Source organism: Streptomyces sp. NPDC026515 (assembly GCF_055567595.1).
Genome location: NZ_JBVHQD010000007.1, coordinates 1 through 18,670 on the forward strand (window position 1 = coordinate 1; position 18,670 = coordinate 18,670).

Annotated in this window: 17 protein-coding genes and 4 pseudogenes; 8 read left to right on the plus strand and 13 right to left on the minus strand. The window is 69.5% G+C overall.

The genetic code is table 11. The features are described 5' to 3' along the window. Positions 1 to 464: 464 nt before the first annotated feature. Positions 465 to 864: pseudogene (locus ACZ4O3_RS15335) on the minus strand (DNA-3-methyladenine glycosylase); the annotation flags it as partial. A 60-nt stretch (positions 865 to 924) separates the two neighbouring features. Here ACZ4O3_RS15335 and ACZ4O3_RS15340 point away from each other — a divergent pair. Beyond that, positions 925 to 2,373: a recombinase family protein gene (locus ACZ4O3_RS15340; protein WP_220294618.1), complete on the plus strand. Its 1,449-nt coding sequence runs from the start codon at positions 925 to 927 to the stop codon at positions 2,371 to 2,373. A 307-nt stretch (positions 2,374 to 2,680) separates the two neighbouring features. Here ACZ4O3_RS15340 and ACZ4O3_RS15345 read toward each other — a convergent pair whose 3' ends face one another. The 4 genes and pseudogenes from ACZ4O3_RS15345 to ACZ4O3_RS15360 form a co-directional block, all read right to left on the minus strand. Further along, positions 2,681 to 3,172 carry a recombinase family protein gene (locus tag ACZ4O3_RS15345; RefSeq protein ID WP_362720594.1) on the minus strand — a complete coding sequence of 164 codons (492 nt, stop codon included), beginning with the start codon at positions 3,170 to 3,172 and terminating at the stop codon, positions 2,681 to 2,683. A 37-nt stretch (positions 3,173 to 3,209) separates the two neighbouring features. After that, positions 3,210 to 3,344, minus strand: a pseudogene (locus ACZ4O3_RS15350) (DUF6228 family protein); the annotation flags it as partial. A 272-nt stretch (positions 3,345 to 3,616) separates the two neighbouring features. Further along, positions 3,617 to 4,228, minus strand: coding sequence for a DNA-3-methyladenine glycosylase (locus ACZ4O3_RS15355; RefSeq protein WP_220294613.1), 612 nt, complete (start codon positions 4,226 to 4,228; stop codon positions 3,617 to 3,619). 14 nt (positions 4,229 to 4,242) lie between these two features. Then, positions 4,243 to 4,500, minus strand: a pseudogene (locus ACZ4O3_RS15360) (DNA-3-methyladenine glycosylase); the annotation flags it as partial. 136 nt (positions 4,501 to 4,636) lie between these two features. Here ACZ4O3_RS15360 and ACZ4O3_RS15365 point away from each other — a divergent pair. The 3 genes from ACZ4O3_RS15365 to ACZ4O3_RS15375 all read left to right on the plus strand — a co-directional run bounded on the left by ACZ4O3_RS15365 (position 4,637) and on the right by ACZ4O3_RS15375 (position 6,701). Further along, positions 4,637 to 5,419: a sporulation protein gene (locus ACZ4O3_RS15365; protein WP_362720598.1), complete on the plus strand. Its 783-nt coding sequence runs from the start codon at positions 4,637 to 4,639 to the stop codon at positions 5,417 to 5,419. A gap of 65 nt (positions 5,420 to 5,484) precedes the next feature. Further along, a complete protein-coding gene (locus tag ACZ4O3_RS15370; protein WP_467722461.1) occupies positions 5,485 to 6,024 on the plus strand; it encodes a YbhB/YbcL family Raf kinase inhibitor-like protein in 540 nt (179 codons plus the stop codon). Positions 6,025 to 6,191: 167 nt separating this feature from the next. Then, complete coding sequence (locus ACZ4O3_RS15375; RefSeq protein WP_351329136.1) at positions 6,192 to 6,701, plus strand: HNH endonuclease; 510 nt, start codon at positions 6,192 to 6,194, stop codon at positions 6,699 to 6,701. Positions 6,702 to 6,810: 109 nt separating this feature from the next. Here the strand turns inward: ACZ4O3_RS15375 and ACZ4O3_RS15380 are convergent, their stop codons facing one another. From ACZ4O3_RS15380 to ACZ4O3_RS15390, 3 genes are all read right to left on the minus strand, one after another. Continuing rightward, entirely contained in the window at positions 6,811 to 7,761 is a 951-nt protein-coding gene (locus ACZ4O3_RS15380; RefSeq protein ID WP_384988304.1) for an SPFH domain-containing protein, read from the minus strand. 130 nt (positions 7,762 to 7,891) lie between these two features. Then, a complete protein-coding gene (locus ACZ4O3_RS15385) occupies positions 7,892 to 8,323 on the minus strand; it encodes an NfeD family protein (protein ID WP_362720609.1) in 432 nt (143 codons plus the stop codon). Positions 8,324 to 8,395: 72 nt separating this feature from the next. Further along, on the minus strand, positions 8,396 to 9,187 hold the full coding sequence (locus ACZ4O3_RS15390) for an ABC transporter ATP-binding protein (RefSeq protein ID WP_351694571.1): 792 nt from the start codon (positions 9,185 to 9,187) through the stop codon (positions 8,396 to 8,398). 150 nt (positions 9,188 to 9,337) lie between these two features. Here ACZ4O3_RS15390 and ACZ4O3_RS15395 point away from each other — a divergent pair, with 150 nt between their 5' ends. Further along, positions 9,338 to 10,123: a hypothetical protein gene (locus ACZ4O3_RS15395; RefSeq protein WP_467722463.1), complete on the plus strand. Its 786-nt coding sequence runs from the start codon at positions 9,338 to 9,340 to the stop codon at positions 10,121 to 10,123. Between the two features lie 160 nt (positions 10,124 to 10,283). Here the strand turns inward: ACZ4O3_RS15395 and ACZ4O3_RS15400 are convergent. From ACZ4O3_RS15400 to ACZ4O3_RS15415, 4 genes and pseudogenes are all read right to left on the minus strand, one after another. Continuing rightward, positions 10,284 to 10,439, minus strand: a pseudogene (locus ACZ4O3_RS15400) (chaplin family protein); the annotation flags it as partial. A 205-nt stretch (positions 10,440 to 10,644) separates the two neighbouring features. Further along, the gene (locus ACZ4O3_RS15405) at positions 10,645 to 10,893 is read right to left on the minus strand and encodes a chaplin (protein WP_365283670.1); all 249 of its coding nucleotides are present in this window, start codon (positions 10,891 to 10,893) and stop codon (positions 10,645 to 10,647) included. 167 nt (positions 10,894 to 11,060) lie between these two features. Continuing rightward, positions 11,061 to 11,702 (minus strand): response regulator transcription factor, encoded by a 642-nt coding sequence (locus ACZ4O3_RS15410; RefSeq protein ID WP_362732151.1) that lies wholly within the window; start codon positions 11,700 to 11,702, stop codon positions 11,061 to 11,063. Continuing rightward, positions 11,695 to 12,840: a GAF domain-containing sensor histidine kinase gene (locus ACZ4O3_RS15415; RefSeq protein ID WP_467722465.1), complete on the minus strand. Its 1,146-nt coding sequence runs from the start codon at positions 12,838 to 12,840 to the stop codon at positions 11,695 to 11,697. The genes ACZ4O3_RS15410 and ACZ4O3_RS15415 overlap by 8 nt, the downstream gene beginning before the upstream one ends. 225 nt (positions 12,841 to 13,065) lie before the next feature. Here ACZ4O3_RS15415 and ACZ4O3_RS15420 point away from each other — a divergent pair, with 225 nt between their 5' ends. The 3 genes from ACZ4O3_RS15420 to ACZ4O3_RS15430 all read left to right on the plus strand — a co-directional run bounded on the left by ACZ4O3_RS15420 (position 13,066) and on the right by ACZ4O3_RS15430 (position 15,986). Further along, positions 13,066 to 13,761: an SDR family NAD(P)-dependent oxidoreductase gene (locus tag ACZ4O3_RS15420; protein ID WP_467722466.1), complete on the plus strand. Its 696-nt coding sequence runs from the start codon at positions 13,066 to 13,068 to the stop codon at positions 13,759 to 13,761. After that, positions 13,758 to 14,840: an S-adenosylmethionine:tRNA ribosyltransferase-isomerase gene (locus tag ACZ4O3_RS15425; protein WP_467722468.1), complete on the plus strand. Its 1,083-nt coding sequence runs from the start codon at positions 13,758 to 13,760 to the stop codon at positions 14,838 to 14,840. Before ACZ4O3_RS15420 ends, ACZ4O3_RS15425 begins: the two co-directional genes overlap by 4 nt. Positions 14,841 to 15,137: 297 nt before the next feature. Then, complete coding sequence (locus tag ACZ4O3_RS15430; RefSeq protein ID WP_362728359.1) at positions 15,138 to 15,986, plus strand: transglycosylase SLT domain-containing protein; 849 nt, start codon at positions 15,138 to 15,140, stop codon at positions 15,984 to 15,986. Positions 15,987 to 16,066: 80 nt separating this feature from the next. On the opposite strand, the gene ACZ4O3_RS15435 is transcribed toward ACZ4O3_RS15430, so the two are convergent. Further along, entirely contained in the window at positions 16,067 to 18,595 is a 2,529-nt protein-coding gene (locus ACZ4O3_RS15435; RefSeq protein ID WP_467722470.1) for an FHA domain-containing protein, read from the minus strand. Positions 18,596 to 18,670 lie beyond the last annotated feature (75 nt).

Sequence of the window (18,670 nt, forward strand, 5' to 3'; positions counted from 1 at the left end):
CTGGCGTTGACTTTTGGCACGCTGTTGAGTTCTCAAGGAACGGTCGCTTCCTTTGTACTCACCCTCTCGGGCTTTCCTCCGGGCTTCCCTTCGGTCTTGCGTTTCCGACTCTATCAGACCGTTTTCCGATCCGATTTCCTCGGTGCTTTCCAGGTTCCCGCTCTCGCGTTTCCCTTTCCGGCGGTTCCGACTCTATCAGACCCTTTCGGCATCCGATTCCCGGTCGGTGGGATTGTCTCGGGCCTTTCGGCTCTCGCCTGTCGGCCTTTCGACATTCACTACGCTAGCCGATTCCCGTCGAGACTCATAATCGAGTTCCATGAGTTCGAATTCGAGCATGCGGGCATGACGAATCCGATCCCGTCAGGGGAAGTCGTAGGTAGTGGGTGGCCACTTCCGGCTGCTGGCGAACGTCGTACCCGGTTCAGCGGCTCGGGCTACGTTACGCACCTTCCAGGGACGCGTCAACTTGAGCGGCGCCGGGGTACGTGGGCCCGATAGGGGCTGACCGTCGGGTCGTCGGCGGCCCAGTAACGCCAGGGATGGATGTCCCCGTCGCCGCCCTCGCCGGCCACCCCGGTGCGCGGACCGTTGCGTACCTGGTCGGAGGGGACAGGGGTGCCGGTCAGCATGCGCAGCGGTGTCTCGCCGGCGGACACGCGTCCGTGCCGTCCAGGGCCCGGTCCACGCCCAGGGCGGTGGCCAGACGGGCCGGTCCTTTGGCCAGTTCTCTGTCGTATCGGGCCGAAAGTCGACGTTTGCGTGCCAGCTCGACGCCCTCGACGATCTCGCCGGCGCGGAGCAGGACCGCGCTCGCGGTGCCCACCGGACCACCAGGTTCATGCAGAACCACATGCCGTAGGTAACTCACCAAGCATGTATGTCGTTACCATCGGCAAGGCAACGACAAGCAGGAGACATGCAGTGCGAGCGATCATCTACGCCAGGCTCAGCCCCACCCCGAGGGGCGAAGAGTCCAAGGGTGGGAACCTGACACAACAGGTCGAGCTGAGTCAGGCGCTGTGCGACCGGAACGGCTGGTCCGTCGTAGCCGTGATCGTCGAGAAGGACACGTCAGCCTCCACCAAGCGGGGAGCCAAGCGAAGCGACGAGTGGGAGCGCGTCAAGGCTCTGGTGGAGGACGGCAAGGCAGACGCCATCGTGTCTCGCCACTACGACCGCATGTACCGCACCCCCTGGGATCTTGAGGACCTGGTGGACCTGGCCGAGGCGACCGGCGTCACGCTGGCCGCCGCACAGGCTCAGGGAGTGCTCGACCTGTCCACCCCGTCCGGCCGGCTCGCTGCTCGCATCGGCGCTGTGGTGGCTCGCAACGAGACCGAGATGCGAGTAGAGCGTCAGGTGCTCGGACACCAGCGCCGTAGAGAGTCGGGGAGGCCCTTCTGGAGTACTCGCCCGTTCGGCTTCGAGCGTGACGGCAGGCATCGTGAGGCAGAGGCGGAAGCCCTACGGCAGGCGTACCGGGATGTCCTGACCGGTGTCTCCCTCTGGTCCATCGCGAAGGACTGGAACGCCCGTGAACTGCTCTCACCGCACGGCAAGGAGTGGCGCAGCTCGAACCTTCGGGGTGTCCTCTTGAAGCCGCGGAACGCGGGCATCCAGACGTACTCGCAGTGGGTCGAGAAGCCGGACGGGAAGCGCGTGCGGCTGACCGAGGAGACCGGCGCGGGCAACTGGGAGGCGATCGTCTCCGAGGGCATGTTCCGGGCCCTGGTCCGCTACCTGAGCGACCCCGAGCGCAACACGGGCGGCGGCGGCAAGCGCAAGGCCCTGTTGTCCGGCGTGGTCCGCTGCTCGAAGTGTCAGGCCGTCGCCACTCAGGGGTGGAGCAAGAAGAACGCGGCAGGCGAGCGGTACCGCATCTACACCTGTTCAGGTGGCCGATGCATCACCTGCCCGGCAGATGCTCTTGACTCCTTCGTTGTCCGGAAGGTCATCGACAAGGCCGAGGAGTGGAACGCGGCACCGGCCACGGATGCCGCAGACGAGGAGCGAGAGGCCGAACTGCTGGCCGAGGAGACTGCCGCATCCGGGAGGCGCACCGCTCTGGCGGAGATGTTCGCTGTAGGGGACATCGACGCGTCGACCCTGCGGACGGGTATCGGCAGGTGTGATGCCGACCTGGCGAAGATCCGGACCGAGTTGGCAGACCTGGCAGCGAAGCGGGTACGCGTCGACCTGGGCGACATCGAGTACCTGTGGGAGGAGCTGGACTACGAGGACCCCGACCGGATCGACTACGTGCGGACCGTCATCATGCAGGTCTGCGAGCGAGTCGAGCTGATGCCGCGCGGTCGAGGGGTCCGAGCCTTCAAGGCCGAGCACTGCCGGATTACGTTCCGGAACCCCTGAGATCAGACACGGAGAGCCGAGCCAGCTGTCGGCGCTCAGTGAGCACGGGCCCTGTCTGACGAGAGTCGGGCGGGGCCCTTCGTCATACCCGGCGAGGAAGTACCGAGCAACACAGACCAGAGGTGCGCTGGAAGGGACGCGCAGCGTGAGCGACACGCGCCCCTATGCTGGCCCCTGCCGACTTTCTCCGTGGTCGGCAGGGGCCAGCATCGTTGCAGCCGTCAGACGGCTTTGCACGTCCTTGTACGACAACGGCCCCGGTGTAGGGCGGATTCGAGGGCCTGTCCGAAACTACTGCGCGTCTGCCTCAGGGGCTCTCTCCCAAGTGCCGGTACAGCGTGGCTCGGGAGACTCCGAGGGCCCTAGCGATGGCGCTGACGCTCTCGCCCTTCGCCTTCCTGGCACGGGCCACGGTCAGTACATCCTCGTCCACCACAGACGGCCGGCCGCCGGTACGCCCCTGCGCCTTGGCTGCGTCCAGCCCTGCGCGGGTGCGCTCCTTGATGAGACTGCGCTCGAACTCCGCCATGGCCCCGACCACCTGAAGCATGAGACGGCCGTCCGCCGTACCGGGGTCGATGTTGGCCAGTGCCCCCATGAGCACCTTGAACCCGATGCCCCTCTCTCGAAGGGTGTCGACCATGGTCACAAGGTCGATGAGGGAGCGGGCGAACCGGTCTAGCTTCCACACGCACAGGGTGTCGCCAGGTCTGGCGTAGTCCAGTGCGGCCGTGAGCTCTGGCCGGTTGGCGTTCTTGCCGGATGCCTTGTCCCCGAAGATCCGAGCGCATCCAGGCAACAACCTCGTTGACACGAGCGGCCATGCCCGGGGCCCGTAGCTCGACGGCATAGTGCACGGAGTCCGCGTCGAAGCTGAACCGGTCGCAGAACGTCACGCCCACAGAGGAGGTGTCCTGGCAGCGGATGGTCACGCTGGGCTGGTCGTCGAGGTGGCCGTCTGAGGATGTCATGCACGGAACGCTAGGTCAGTGCTGCCTTGAGCTTTATCCGGATTCGGCGCTGACCAGGTTGAGCGACCGTAGGTAGCCGGACGCACTGGTGGTTCGGGTAGACCGAGACTGGGCCACCTCCAGCGAGACGCATCATCACCCGTCCGGCCCGGGTCGGGGCACGTCGACAGTCACCCGACCGGCCAGGAACGCGCCACGCGCCACGCTCGCGAGCGGTCACGCGTCTTCGGACCCAACCCCACCGGCGAGCCGCGAGCAAGGCGCACAGCGGCTCAGGCTCCGGCGGACGGCTTGGCTCTCGGGCTCAGTCGGTACGCCGAGACCGTCGGATCACCGGCAAGGTAGAAGCGGTGCTGCCAGTCATGGGCTTTGCTCACGCCTACCCGAGGACCGACCCGGATGAGTGCGGCGGGTACCGGCTCACCCTCGGACAGCGCGACCGAGGCGCCTGTCAGCAGGTCTGTGCCGTTGTGCTCTGCCGTGATGCCGAGCGCTTGGCAGAAGTTCCCCGGACCCCGCGCGAGACGTGGACTCTCAACCTTGCCCCCTCGCCGCTCGCGGGCCAGGTCTTCCCCTTCGATGACCCTGCCTGCCCGGATGAGGACAGCTGTAGCGATGCCGTCTGCCCCGGTGACGACGTTTGCGCACCAGTGGAGTCCGTGAGACCGGTAGACGTACAGGTGTCCCGCACGTCCGAACATGACGGCATTTCGGGGTGTCCTGCCTCGGTACGCGTGGGAGGCGGGGTCGGCCGAACCGGAGTACGCCTCGGTCTCCGTGATCGTGATGCTCACGGTTCCCTCAGGTGTCTCGTGGGTGAGGATGGCACCGAGCAGCTTGGGGGCGACTTCTTCAGCGGGGTGAGCAAGATCCATGACGTTCATGCTGATCGCCTTGACATGCCGTAGGTGAAGTAGACGTACACGTGTCCGGGCGGACCGAACATCACCTCGTTGCGGGGTGTGGGGCCGCGATAGGCGTGCGACCCGGGGTCGTTCGGACCGTCGTACGCCTCCACCTCCGTGATGCGGACCGCGATCGGACCGTCCGCGGTGGTGCGCAGGAGGATGCGGCCGAGGAGGTCGGGGGCGACCTCCAGTACAGGGCGGTCGAAGAAGTCCCTGGGGAGTGACGTACGGTCCGGGGGCGCGATCATGATGTCCGAGCCTAGTCCAGGCCGGGGACGCCAAGGGGTGGTCAAGGATTCGTCTCCTTGCCAGGGTGTGGGCCGGAACCGGTCGCGGCCGGATCGCGTTTCTAGGGATCAAGGGTCCGTACGTAAAGGGAGAGTCATGGGGTTCAAGAAGCTGCTCGCGAGCCTGGGGGCCGGTGGGGCTTCCGTCGAGACGGTGCTCACCGAGATCAACGTCGTACCGGGTGGCGTCGTCCAGGGCGAGGTGCGGATCCAGGGCGGGTCGGTGAACCAGGAGATCCAGGGGCTCTCCGTGGGTCTCCAGGCCCGGGTCGAGGTGGAGAGCGGCGACGAGGAGTACAAGCAGAACATCGACTTCGGCAAGGTGCGGCTCGGCGGTGCCTTCGAGCTGCAGGCCGGAGCGGTGCACGCGGTGCCGTTCGGACTGGAGATCCCGTGGGAGACGCCGGTCACGATGATCGACGGGCAGGCGCTGCGCGGGATGCACATCGGCGTGACGACCGAGCTGGAGATCGCGCGTGCCGTGGACTCCGGTGACCTGGACCCGATCAACGTGCACCCGCTGCCGGCGCAGAAGGCGATCCTCGACGCCTTCATCCAGCTCGGCTTCCGCTTCAAGAACGCGGACCTGGAGCGCGGCCACATCCGGGGGACGCGGCAGACGCTGCCGTTCTACCAGGAGGTCGAGTTCCACCCGCCGTCCCAGTACCGGGGGCTGAACCAGGTCGAGCTGAGCTTCGTGGCGGACTCGCACGCCATGGACGTCATCCTCGAAATGGACAAGAAGCCGGGGCTGTTCAGCGAGGGCAGTGACACCTTCCGGTCGTTCCAGGTGGGTCTGCACGACTTCCACGGGACCGACTGGGCGGCTTATCTCAACCAGTGGCTGTCCGAGGTCGGCAGCAAGCGCAACTGGTTCTAGGCTCGGGAACCGCGGAGTCCGTTACGGCCTCCGTCAGCGATAAGTATCGATCAGGAGGTACCGAGGTGACCGAGCTCAGGCGGCGGCCGCTCCCCCATGACTTCCACCCGCCCGTCCCGTCGTTCACGGTGACGAGCGAGGACATCGCGGAAGGGGCGACACTCAAGGACGCTCAGGTCTACGCCGAGGGCAACACCTCGCCGCAGCTGCGGTGGGAGGGCTTCCCGGCCGGGACCAAGAGCTTCGCCGTGACCTGCTACGACCCGGACGCGCCGACGGGCAGCGGGTTCTGGCACTGGTCGGTGTTCGACATCCCGGCGTCGGTGACCGAGCTGCCGGCCGGTGCGGGCAGCGGCAAGTTCGAGGGCCTGCCCGACGGCGCCGTACAGGTGCGCAACGACTACGGGTCGAAGGACTTCGGCGGCGCCGCGCCGCCGCCCGGGGACGGGCCGCACCGGTACGTCTTCACGGTGTACGCGGTGGACCAGGAGAAGCTCGGTCCGGATGCCGATGTGTCGCCTGCCGTCGTCGGCTTCAACCTGCGGTTCCACGCGATCGCCCGCGCCCAGTTGATCGGCGAGTACGAGAACCCCGGGAAGGGCTGACGCACCTCGCGAAATCAGCCAGGCGTTCATTGAACGTTTGCCCGCTCCTGGTCTTGGAAGTGATCAGGGGCGGGCAGTTTTTATTGCGTTGTCCATCTCGGCGCGCCCGTCCAGAGTTGATCCAAGCCCGCCGGGGGTGGGCACGGTGCACATGGGAGGTGGGCTGGATGCGTGACACGCTGGTGCTGAACGCGAGCTTCGAGCCGCTGTCTACGGTGACGTTGAATCGAGCCGTCGTCCTGGTGCTCCAGGACAAGGCCGTTGTCGAGCAGGCCCACCCCGAACTGCGCATGCGCGGTGCCGATGTGGACATACCTGCGCCTCGGGTGATCAGGCTGTGCCGCTACGTACGGGTGCCGTTCCGGAGACAGGCGCCCTGGTCGAGGCGGGGTGTGCTGGTCAGGGACCGGCACCGGTGCGCGTACTGCGGGCGGCGGGCGACGACCGTCGACCACGTGGTGCCTCGGGCCCAGGGCGGCCAGGACTCCTGGTTGAACACGGTGGCCTCGTGCGCGGAGGACAATCACCGGAAGGCGGACCGGACGCCCGAGCAGGCCGGGATGCCGCTGCTCCGGAAGCCGTTCGAGCCTTCGCCGCAGGACGCGATGCTGCTGGCGATGGGGGCGGAGGACTTGGCCGCGCTTCCTGAGTGGCTGTCCGGAGATGTTGCGGCCTAGTCGTCCGCCCGGCTGAGTCCGGGGAGCGGCTGCGGGTCGTTCGTGGTTGTTCGCGCAGTTCCCCGCGCCCCCCAGAGAGGGGGCGCGGGGAACGTCCGTATGTAGGGCCCTAGTCGATGTGGGGCTTCTCGCGGCGTTCCTGGGCCGGGACGCTGCCGCTGCCGCTGCCGCCCGAACCGCCGCCCAGGTTGCCGAAGTTGCCCATGGCACCGGACAGGCCCTTGAGGGCGTCGCCGATCTCGCTGGGAACGATCCAGAGCTTGTTGGCGTCGCCCTCGGCGATCTTCGGGAGCATCTGGAGGTACTGGTAGGAGAGGAGCTTCTGGTCCGGGTCGCCGGCGTGGATCGCCTCGAAGACCGTGCGGACCGCCTGGGCCTCACCCTCGGCCCGCAGGGCGGCCGCCTTGGCCTCACCCTCGGCGCGCAGGATCTGGGACTGCTTCTCACCTTCGGCGGTGAGGATCGCGGCCTGCCGGGTGCCTTCCGCGGTGAGGATCGCGGCGCGCTTGTCACGGTCGGCGCGCATCTGCTTCTCCATCGAGTCCTGGATGGAGGTCGGCGGCTCGATCGCCTTGAGCTCGACGCGGTTGACGCGGATGCCCCATTTGCCGGTGGCCTCGTCGAGGACGCCGCGCAGGGCCGCGTTGATCTCCTCGCGGGAGGTCAGGGTGCGCTCCAGGTCCATGCCGCCGATGATGTTGCGGAGCGTGGTGACCGTGAGCTGCTCGATCGCCTGGATGTAGCTGGCGACCTCGTAGGTGGCCGCTCGCGCGTCGGTCACCTGGTAGTAGATGACCGTGTCGATGTTCACGACCAGGTTGTCCTGGGTGATCACCGGCTGCGGCGGGAACGGTACGACCTGTTCACGCAGGTCGATGCGGTTGCGGATGGTGTCTATGAACGGGACCACGATGTTCAGGCCCGCGTTGAGGGTCCGTGTGTAACGGCCGAAGCGCTCGACGATGGCGGCGCTCGCCTGTGGGATGACTTGGATCGTCTTGATCAAGGCGATGAAGACCAACACCACCAGAATGACCAGGACGATGATGACCGGTTCCATCGTCGCTCCCCGTACCCTTCTCCGCCTCGGCGCTTCGGCAGATCTCATGGTTGTTGAAGATCTTGCTGCACGAGTCTGACAGACCCTCGCCCAACTCGGGAGTCCTTCCGCTGAGTTGCGTCGTTCGAGGTCAGATGACGATGGCCGTGGCCCCTTCGATCTCCACGACATCCACTTCCTCTCCGGCTTCGTAGGCGCGTCCGGCGTCGAGCGAGCGTGCCGACCAGACCTCGCCGGCCAGCTTGATCCGTCCGCCGGAGCCGTCGACGCGTTCCAGCACGACGGCCTGCTTGCCCTTCAACGCGTCGATTCCCGTAGCGAGTTGGGGTCGCTGGGCGGCGTGGCGGGCGGCGATGGGCCGTACGACGGCGATCAGGGCGACGGAGACGACGACGAAGACGAGCACCTGGATCACGACGCCCGCACCGAGTCCGGCGGTGGCCGCGGCGGCCAGCGCGCCGACCGCGAACATGCCGAATTCCGGCATCGCGGTCACCACGAGCGGGATTCCGAGCGCCGCCGCGCCGACGAGCCACCACACCCATGCGTCGATGCTGTTCACATCGTCATGGTAGGGCCGCGGGTGCCGACCCGACAGGGTGCTTTCCCGGGGCGGAACGCCCGTCAGGAGCGGTCAGGACAGCGGAAGCCCGTGGGCGGTCCAGCGGTCGCCGAGCTGTTCGACGACGAGCGGGAGGCCGAAGCAGAGGGAGAGGTTGCGGGAGGAGAGTTCGAGCTCCAGGGGCCCGGCGGTGAGGACCTTGCCCTGGCGGATCATCAGGACGTGGGTGAAGCCGGGCGCGATCTCCTCGACATGGTGGGTGACCATGATCATGGAGGGGGCGATCGGATCGCGGGCGAGCCGGCCGAGACGGCGGACCAGGTCCTCGCGGCCGCCGAGGTCGAGGCCGGCGGCGGGCTCGTCGAGCAGCAGCAGCTCGGGGTCGGTCATCAGGGCGCGGGCGATCAGGGTGCGCTTGCGCTCGCCCTCGGAGAGGGTGCCGAACTTCCGGTCCACGTAGTCGGTCATGCCGAGGCGGTCGAGGAAGGCGCGGGCGCGCTGCTCGTCGACCTCGTCGTACTCTTCCTGCCAGTGGGCGGTCATGCCGTAGGCGGCGGTGAGCACGGTCTCCAGGACGGTCTGGCGCTTGGGCAGCTTCTCGGCCATGGCGATGCCGGCCACGCCGATGCGCGGGCGGAGGTCGAAGACGTCGACCTTGCCGAGGGTGTCGCCGAGGATGGTGGCGGTGCCCTTGCTGGGGAAGAGGTAGCTGGAGGCGATGTTCAGGAGGGTGGTCTTGCCGGCGCCGTTGGGGCCTAGGATGACCCAGCGCTCGCCCTCCTTCACCGACCAGGAGACCTGGTCCACCAGAGCCCGGCCCTCCCGGACCACGGATACGTCCTGAAGCTCCAGAACATCGCTCATGAGCGCGTTGTCTCCCCTTGCAGTGTGGCCGGTCTCGGCCGGCGCGTACGCCTGTGGCTCGGGCGGCGGCGCCGGTGGGCGCGGCCCTTATGAAATCTACGCCACGAGTGCGGCGCTCCATTCCATCGGTCCGGTCCTTAGGGTGGAGGCATGCTTTCGGAATCACGTTCAGGACGCCTCGCCGCTTGGGGAAATGCCCTGTTGGCCGGACATGTCTCCCCTGATGACGCCGTGCTCACCATCGTCGGCGAGGACGCGGTGCACCGGGTGGAGGGTCTGCCCGGGGAGTCCGCTCCGGTCGGGCTCACGCTGGCGCTGGGGCGGCTGCGGACGCTGGGCGCGACCGGGCTGCGCCTCGCGCTGCCGTCGCCCGGGCATCCGCTCGGGCTGAGCGGTCCGCCGGAGTTCAACGCGCGGGCCCTGGAGGCCGAGGAGGCGGTCATCTGTCACGGCGCCGCGTTCGGGCTGGTGCCGGAGGTGTCCGAGGCCGGTCCCGCCGGTGACGTGCATACCGAGGTGGTCTGGCGCGTGCTGCCGGTGCGGGAGGCGCCGCCCGCGGACGTGCCGTCGCTGGGTGAGGCCGAACGGGAGCTGGCGGAGGCGCTCAGGGACGCGACGGAGCTGCTGGCGAAGCTGGACGTCGCCGGGTCGGGTCCGGTGGCGGAGGCGGCGATCGACGCGTACCGGTCACGGGCCGCGCGGGGCCGGGAGGTGCTGGCCCCCGGCTATCCGCCGCGTGCGGTGCGGGTGCTCGAGCTGGCGCAGCGGGTCGGGCTGCTGATCTCACTGGCGCACGAGAACGGGCACGGCGGCGCGGTGAGCGCCGCGGAGATGGCGGCGCGGTCGCTGGCCCTGCGGCCGGTGGAGCGGACGGCCCGGCGGGCCCAGGTGGCGGCTTACAACTCGGTGGTCGAGGAGCGCGAGCGGGGACGTTAGACCCTGGGGACCCTGTCCGAGGGCTGGGCCGGGCGGCGCAGCCCTCGGTGCGGGTGGTGCTGACGGTCCTGCTGGTGGTGTGACCGTCCTGCTTGGTGGTCGCGGTGCTGCCCAAGGCGGGGTCCAGGAGCCCGACCACGTTGGCCGAGAGGCCGCTGGCGTCGGCCGGGACGTGGAGCGGGACCTGGGCGGCGAGGCCGGAGGCCACACCCGGGGAGATGACGGCGTCGCCGTCGTCGGCCGCCGCGTCGGCGGCGGCGCCCGCTGCGATACCGGCGACGGTGAGGGCGACGGCGGCGTTCTTGGCGATGTGCATGGGAAACCTTCCTCCTGCGTGTGCGTGACCGACCCGGCCGTGGGTCGTGCGCTGATCAACGTCGGAGGGTTCCCGGGTGGTACGGAGCGCGGGCCGTGACTGCCCGTTGGGATCATTGGGCGTGAGAGTCACCGTGCGGAGAAGCCGACCGGCCTTCCGGGAGCGCCCGGAAGGCCGGAGGTCGATGCCGCCGTGCGGCGCGGTCTCAGTGGTTGAGGCCGAGGTTGCCGAAGGCCGGGTTCAGCACGCCGATGACGTTGACGCTGTTGCCGACGGCGTTGACCGGGATGTGAACCGGGACCTGGATGACGTTGCCCGAGACGACGCCCGGAGAGCCGTGGGCCCCGCCGTCGGCGTGCGAGCCGCCGGTGTGGGCGGAGGCCATTCCCGCGCCCGCGGCCACGATCCCGCCGGCCACCATCGTCACGGCCGCTGCCTTCTTCAGGTTCTTCACTTCTTGAGCCTCCTTGGCGATCGCCACGGCGGTCGCCGCGGCACGCACTGAAGAACGCCCGCGGCCGGAAGAGGATGCGCCGTCCGGGTGACATTCCCACGACGGTATGAATCTCAGTCCGTAGGACCACCCTTCATGTTGCCGCCGGTGACGTCACGGAGGACGTTTCAGCCGGTCACGCCATGACGTACGGCCCAGAGGGCGGCCTGAGTACGGTCGGCGAGGTCGAGTTTCATCAGGATGTTCGAGACATGCGTCTTGACGGTCTTCTCGGAGAGCACCAGGGCGCGGGCTATCTCGCGGTTGGACCGCCCGTCGGCGATCAGCCCGAGCACCTCGCGCTCCCGCTCCGTGAGCGAGCCGCTCCTGCCCTGGCCGGAGTTGGCCTCCTCCTGGGAGAGCAGGGCTCCGGCCACCTCGGGCTGGAGCAGGACGTGCCCGGCGTACACCGAGCGGATGGCGGTGGCGAGCGCGTCGGGATCGACGTCCTTGTAGACGTATCCGGCGGCGCCGGCGCGCAGGGCCGGGACCACCGTGCGCTGCTCGGTGAAGCTGGTGACGATGAGCACGCGCGCGGGGTTGTCGAGTTCACGGAGCCGGCGCAGGGCCTCCACGCCGTCCATGCCGGGCATCTTGACGTCCATGAGGACGACGTCGGGGCTCAGCTCCTGCGCGCGCTCGACCCCTTCGGCGCCGTCGGCGGCCTCGCCGACGACCTCTATGTCGTCCTGGACCTCGAGGAAGGTGCGCAGGCCCCGTCGGACGACCTGGTGGTCGTCCACGAGCAGGACCCTGATCGGGTCAGCCACCGGGGACCTCCATCTCGATCGTGGTGCCCTTGCCGGGCGCCGATTCCACGGTCAGGGTGCCGCCGACCCCGCTCGCCCGGTCCCGCATGGAGACCAGGCCGAGATGGCGTCCGGCACTGCGGGTGCGGTGCGGGTCGAAGCCGCTGCCGTCGTCGGTGACCCGCAGCACCGCTCCGCCGCCGCGCCGGTTCACTGTCACGTCGACGTGCGCGGCACCGGAGTGCCGCAGGGCGTTGTGCAGGGCTTCCTGGGCCACCCGGAGCAGTGCCTCCTCCTGAGCGGCCGGCAGCGCCCGGAAGCCGCTGCCCGCGAAGGTCACGCGCGCGTCGTGGGCGCGGTCGAGGACCTGGACCTGGGTGCGGAGGGTGGCGACCAGGCCGTCCTCGTCGAGGGCGGCGGGGCGCAGCTCCACGACCGCCGCGCGCAGTTCCTCGGTGGCCTCGGCGGCGAGCACGGCCACCTGCTGCAGCTCGCCCTTGGCGCGGGAGGGGTCGCGGTCGACCAGGGCGGCGGCGGCCTGGGCGGTCAGGCGCAGGGAGAACAGCTTCTGGCTGACCGCGTCGTGCAGCTCGTGGGCGAGCCGGGAGCGCTCCTCGGCGATGGTCAGTTCGCGGCTGCGCTCGTAGAGGCGGGCGTTGGTGAGGGCGATCGCGGCGTGCTGGGCGAGGATCGAGAGCAGTTCCTCGTCCTCCGCGGTGAAGCCGCAGCCGCCCTCGGGTTTCCGGCAGTCCTTGTTGGCGAGGAACAGGGCTCCGATGACCTCGTCGCCGTCGCGGATCGGCAGGCCCAGGAAGTCGGACATCTCGGGGTGGGCCGACGGCCAGCCCTCGAAACGGGGGTCCGTGCGGACGTCGGCGAGCCGCTCGGCCTTCGCCTCCTGGAGCATCGCGGCGAGGATGCCGTGCTGGCGCGGGAGCGGGCCGATGGCCTTCCACTGGGCGTCGGTGACGCCGTCGACGACGAACTGGGCGAAGCCTCCGTGGTCGTCGGGGACCCCGAGCGCCGCGTACTGCGCGTCGAGCAGCTCACGGGCGGAGGCGACGATCGTCTTGAGGACGTCGCGCACCTCCAGGTGCCTGCTCATGGCCAGCAGCGCGGAGCTGACCGCGGCGAGGCCGGACCGGGGACCTTGACTCATGCCCTCACGGTACCGGCGGGGTGGGACACCGCGGATCGGCCGATGGTGGCGGGGCCCGGGCCGCCGGCCCTAGGCCCCGGGTCCTAGGACGCGGGCCCCGGACCGGCGGCGTAGTCCGAAGGGCCCCGCCGGATTGCGCCCCGCGTCCGAGGCGGCGGGGGCGGTGCCGTTCCTAGGTTGGGATCACCGCCTGCCGAGGCGGGCGGAGCCGAGGGGACGGTTGTCATGCCGGTAGCGATCATCACGGGGGCGTCCAAGGGGCTGGGGCGGGCGCTGGCTCAGGCGTTGGCGGCTCGCGGCTGGGACCTGGTGCTGGACGCCAGGGGGGCGGGAGCACTGAGGGAGACGGCGGAGGCGGTCGCCGGGCCGGGTGTCCGGGTGGCGGCGCTGCCGGGCGACGTCACGGAGGCCGGGCACCGGGCCGGCTTGGTGGCCGCGGCCCGCCGGCTGGGCGGGCTGGACCTGGTGGTGAGCAACGCCAGCGCGCTGGGTGCCGAGCCGCTGGTGCGCCTGGACGAGCTGCCGCTCGCGGGGCTGCGGCGGGCCCTGGAGGTGAATGTCGTGGCCGCGCTGGGCCTGGTCCAGGAGGCGCTGCCGCTGCTGCGGAAGTCGGTGACCGGGGCGGTGATCGTGGTCAGCTCGGACGCGGGCGCGGAGGCCTACGAGACCTGGGGCGGGTACGGCGCCTCGAAGGCGGCTCTGGACCAGCTGGCCGCGGTGCTCGGTGCGGAGGAACCGGGGCTGCGGGTGTGGTCGGTGGATCCCGGGGACATGGCGACGGGCCTGTACACGGCGGCCGTACCGGACGACGACGGTCCACGGCCGTCGCCGGAGAGCGTCGTACCGGCGTTCCTGCGCCTGCTCGACGAGCGGCCGGCCGGGGGACGGTACGGGGCGCCTGCGCTGGTGGAGGGGCGATGACGACGGCCCTGAGGGTGCCGGAGGAGCTGTCCGCGCGGGTGCCGGCCGAGCAGCGGGGGCCCGGTCTCGAGCGGGATGCCGTACGGCTGCTGGTGTCGCGCGGGACCGAGGTGTCGCACCATGCATTCGCCGAGCTGCCGGTGCTGCTGCGGGCCGGGGACCTGCTGGTGGTGAACACCTCGGCGACGCTGGCGGCCGCCGTGGACGGGCGGCTCGGGCACGCGCGCGTGGTGGTGCACTTCTCCACGCGCGGGGACGACGGCCGGTGGGCGGTCGAGCTGCGGGAACCGGACGGCAGGGGGACGACACGCGCGCGGGCGGGCGCGTCCGCGGGGAGTGAGGTGCGGCTGCCGGGGGGCGGTCGGCTGGTCCTCGCGGAGCCGCTGAGTGCGCGGGGCGAGCGGCTGTGGTGGGCGCGGGCCTCGGGGGACGTGCCGGGGCTGCTGCGGGAGCACGGGCGGCCCATTCGGTACTCCTATACGGAGCGGGACCAGCCGCTGTCCGTGTACCAGACGGTGTTCGCGCTGCCCTCGGCGGACGGTGCCGGGAGTGCGGAGATGCCGAGCGCGGCGCGGCCCTTCACCGCGAGGCTGGTGACGGAGCTGGTGAGCCGGGGCGTGCAGTTCGCGCCGATCACGCTGCACACGGGGGTGTCGGCGGCGGAGGCGCACGAGCCGCCGTACGCGGAACGTTTCGCCGTGCCGGCGGCGTCGGCGCGGCTGATCAACGCGGCCAGGGCGGGCGGCAGGCGGGTCGTGGCCGTCGGGACGACCGCGGTGCGGGCCGTGGAGTCGGCCGCGGACGACGACGGGGTGGTGCGGGCGGCCGAGGGGTGGACGGAGCTCGTCGTGACGCCCGGGCGTGGGGTGCGGGTGGTGGACGGACTGCTGACCGGGCTGCACGAGCCGGAGGCGTCGCATCTGCTGATGCTGGAGGCGGTCGCGGGCCGGGCCGCCGTCGACCGCAGTTACGAGGAGGCGCTGGACGGCCTCTACCTGTGGCACGAGTTCGGCGACGTCCACCTCATCCTCCCGGCGGAGGGGGCTCACACAGAGCATTGCGTCAGCAACTCCTGGTGAGATTCACATGGGGACGATGTGAGGACGCACATAGGGCGCACATCACGTACGAACGGACATAGGAGATAAAGGGGCCCGCCGTGAACGGGGCAGACGACCCAGTCTGTCCCGTTTTGCCCTTCCCGGCTGTACTACCGAGGATCGTACGTCACACCTTTGCCAGGGCATTTTGCGGCCGCTAAGAATTGCTCACGTCGCTCGGCACCGCGGGTTCCCCCCGCGGTGTTCGTGCAGGAGGAGCCGGTCTCCCCCGCGGACAACGAGCGACCTCCGCGCTATCCGAAGAGGTCCACTGCTATGCCCAAGCACGCCCACAGTCCCACCCTGACCAAGCACCACAAGATCGCGCTCGCCGGTGTCGCCACGCTCGGCGCCGCCGCCCTCGCCTTCTCGGCCGTGCCCAGCAGCGCCGAGACCGCCGTGACCGGGTCCCCCCAGGCCGCCGCCCAGGTCGCCTACACCACGGACCAGGTCAAGGACGTCAAGGGCACGGTCACCGACCGGCTCGCGCTCCAGAACGTCAAGGTCGAGGCGATCGCCGCCAAGAAGAAGGCGCCCACGGCCCACGACCTGCACGTGGCCCACGTGAAGAAGGCCCACGCGGCGCACGTGTCCCACCTCAAGAAGGTCCACGCCGCCCACACGGCGCACGTGGAGAAGGTCCGCGCGGCCCACGCCGCCAAGGTCAAGGCGGCGCACACCGCCCACGTCAAGCACGTCGAGGCCGCCGCCAACAAGGCCGCCCACGCCGCCCACGTCAAGCACCTCGCCAAGCAGGCCGCGAGCCGCTCCGCGCAGCGCCCGCAGCTCCAGCAGGCCAGCTACGGCAACAACCTCGACGGCTGGATCCGCCAGTCCCTGGACATCATGCACTCCAAGGGCATCCCGGGCTCCTACAACGGCCTGTACCGCAACATCATGCGGGAGTCCTCCGGCAACCCCAACGCCATCAACAACTGGGACATCAACGCCATCAACGGCATCCCCTCCAAGGGTCTGCTCCAGGTCATCCCGCCGACCTTCGCCACCTACCACGTGGCCGGCACCTCGTGGAACATCTACGACCCGGTCGCCAACATCACGGCCGCCTGCAACTACGCCGCCCACCGGTACGGCTCGATGGACAACGTCAACAGCGCGTACTGAGGCCTGCGCGGACCTCTTCACGCACACGCCGAAGGGCGGCACCCCACTGCGGGTGCCGCCCTTCGGCGTCGTACGGGCGACTACTTGCGCATGACCTCGGGCTCGTGGCGGCGCAGGAAGCGGGCCACCAGGAAGCCGCAGATCACACCGAGGACGATCAGCGCGGCCATGTCCATGCCCCAGGCACCGGCCGTGTGGTTCCACAGCGGGTCCGTGCTGGTCGGGTCGTCGGTGTTGGGCGCGATGTTGTTGAAGTCCAGCGTGGCGCCGTCGGCACCCACCGCCCAGCGGGACGGCATCAGGTACGAGAACTGGTTGACGCCGACCGCCCCGTTCAGGTTGAACAGGCAGCCGGTGAACACGACCTGGATGATCGCGAACATCACCAGCAGCGGCATGGTCTTCTCGGACGTCTTCACGAGCGAGGAGATGACCAGGCCGAACATCATCGAGGTGAAGCCGAGCCCCATGATCGGGATGCACAGCTCCAGTACGACGGAGTGTCCGAGGACCACGCCCTCGTCGGGGATCTCCCGGCTGGAGAAGCCGATCAGGCCGACCATCAGGCCCTGCAGCACGGTGATCACGCCCAGCACGACCACCTTGGACATCAGGTACGCCGACCGGGACAGGCCGACCGCCCGTTCCCGTTCGTAGATGACCCGTTCCTTGATCAGCTCACGCACGGAGTTCGCGGCGCCCGCGAAACAGGCGCCGACCGCGAGGATCAGCAGGACCGTGGTCGCCGTGCCGTTCGGGACCGGGACGCCGGTCTTGTGGTTGACCGGGTTGACCAGCAGGCCCTTGTCGCTGTCGATCAGCAGGCTGACCGCGCCGAGCACCACCGGCAGGACCACCGTCAGCAGCAGGAAGCCGCGGTCCGAGGCGATGACCGACACGTACCGGCGGATCAGGGTCAGCAGCTGCGACCCCCAGCTCTGCGGCTTCTTCGGCCGCATCGCCTGCATCGCGGGGATCTGTACGGACTGCGGGGCGATCGCGTCGATGTCCGCGGCGTACATCTGGTAGTGCTGCGAGCCCTTCCAGCGGCCCGCCCAGTCGTAGTCGCGGTAGTTCTCGAAGGCGGAGAAGACATCGGCCCAGGTGTCGTAGCCGAAGAAGTTCAGCGCCTCCTCGGGCGGCCCGAAGTAGGCGACCGAACCGCCCGGCGCCATCACCAGGAGCTTGTCGCACAGCGCCAGCTCGGCCACCGAGTGGGTCACGACGAGGACCGTACGGCCGTCGTCGGCGAGGCCGCGCAGCAGCTGCATGACGTCGCGGTCCATGCCCGGGTCGAGACCCGAGGTGGGCTCGTCGAGGAAGATCAGCGACGGCTTGGTGAGCAGCTCCAGTGCCACCGAGACCCGCTTGCGCTGGCCGCCCGACAGGGACGTGACCTTCTTGTCCTTGTGGACGTCGAGCTTCAGCTCGCGCAGCACCTCGTCGATGCGGTCGTCGCGCTCCTGCCCCGTGGTGTCGGCGGGGAAGCGCAGCTTGGCCGCGTACTTGAGGGCCTTCTTGACGGTCAGCTCCTTGTGCAGGATGTCGTCCTGCGGGACCAGACCGATGCGCTGGCGCAACTCGGCGAACTGCTTGTACAGGTTGCGGTTGTCGTACAGCACCTCGCCCTCGTTGGCTGGGCGGTAGCCGGTGAGCGCCTTGAGCAGGGTCGACTTGCCGGAGCCCGACGGGCCGATGACCGCGATCACCGACTTCTCCGGGACGCCGAAGGACACGTCCTTGAGGATCTGCTTGCCGCCGTCGACCGTGACCGTCAAGTGCCGTGCGGAGAAGGAGACTTCGCCGGTGTCGACGAACTCCTCCAGCCGGTCGCCGACGATCCGGAAGGTGGAGTGGCCGACACCGACGATGTCGTTCGCGTCGAGCAGCGCGGTGCCGCCCTTGGCGATCGCCACACCGTTGACGTACGTGCCGTTGTGCGAACCGAGGTCGCGGATCTCCATACGGCCGTCGGGCGTGGAGTGGAACTCGGCGTGGTGGCGCGAGACCTGCAGGTCGGACACGACCAGCTCGTTCTCCAGGGCACGGCCGATGCGCATCACGCGGCCGATGGAGAACTGGTGGAACGTGGTCGGGCTGCGGTCGCCGTACACCGGCGGCGCCCCCGCGCCACCACCGGAGGCCATGACCGGGGCGCCCTGCTGCTGCGGGATCGCCGGCGGGGCCTGCTGCCAGTCCGGGCTCGGCGCCGCCGGCTGCGCGGCCGGCGGCTGCGACCAGCCCGCGCCGCCCGCGCCCTGCGCCGCGTACGGCTGCTGCCGGGGCTGCGCCTGGGCGGCGGCCGCGGTGCCGGACAGGCTCAGCCGCGGTCCGTCGTTCGCGTTGCCCAGATGGACGGCCGAGCCGGGGCCGATCTCGGTCCGCTGGACCCGCTGGCTCTGCACGAAGGTGCCGTTGGTACTGCCGTGGTCCTCGATGACCCAACTGCGGCCGTCGAAGCTGATCGTGGCGTGCCGCCAGGAGACCCTGGCGTCGTCGAACACGAGGTCCCCCTGCGGATCACGTCCGAGGTTGTATGACCTGGACGGATCGAGCGTCCAGGTACGTCCGTCTGATTCCAGTACGAGTTCCGGCACTCCAAGCCCCATGAGTAGTCCCCCGAGTTACCCCCATCACAGGGAGTCTAGGGATGTCGAACATCGTCGGGAACTATTTCAGGCTCG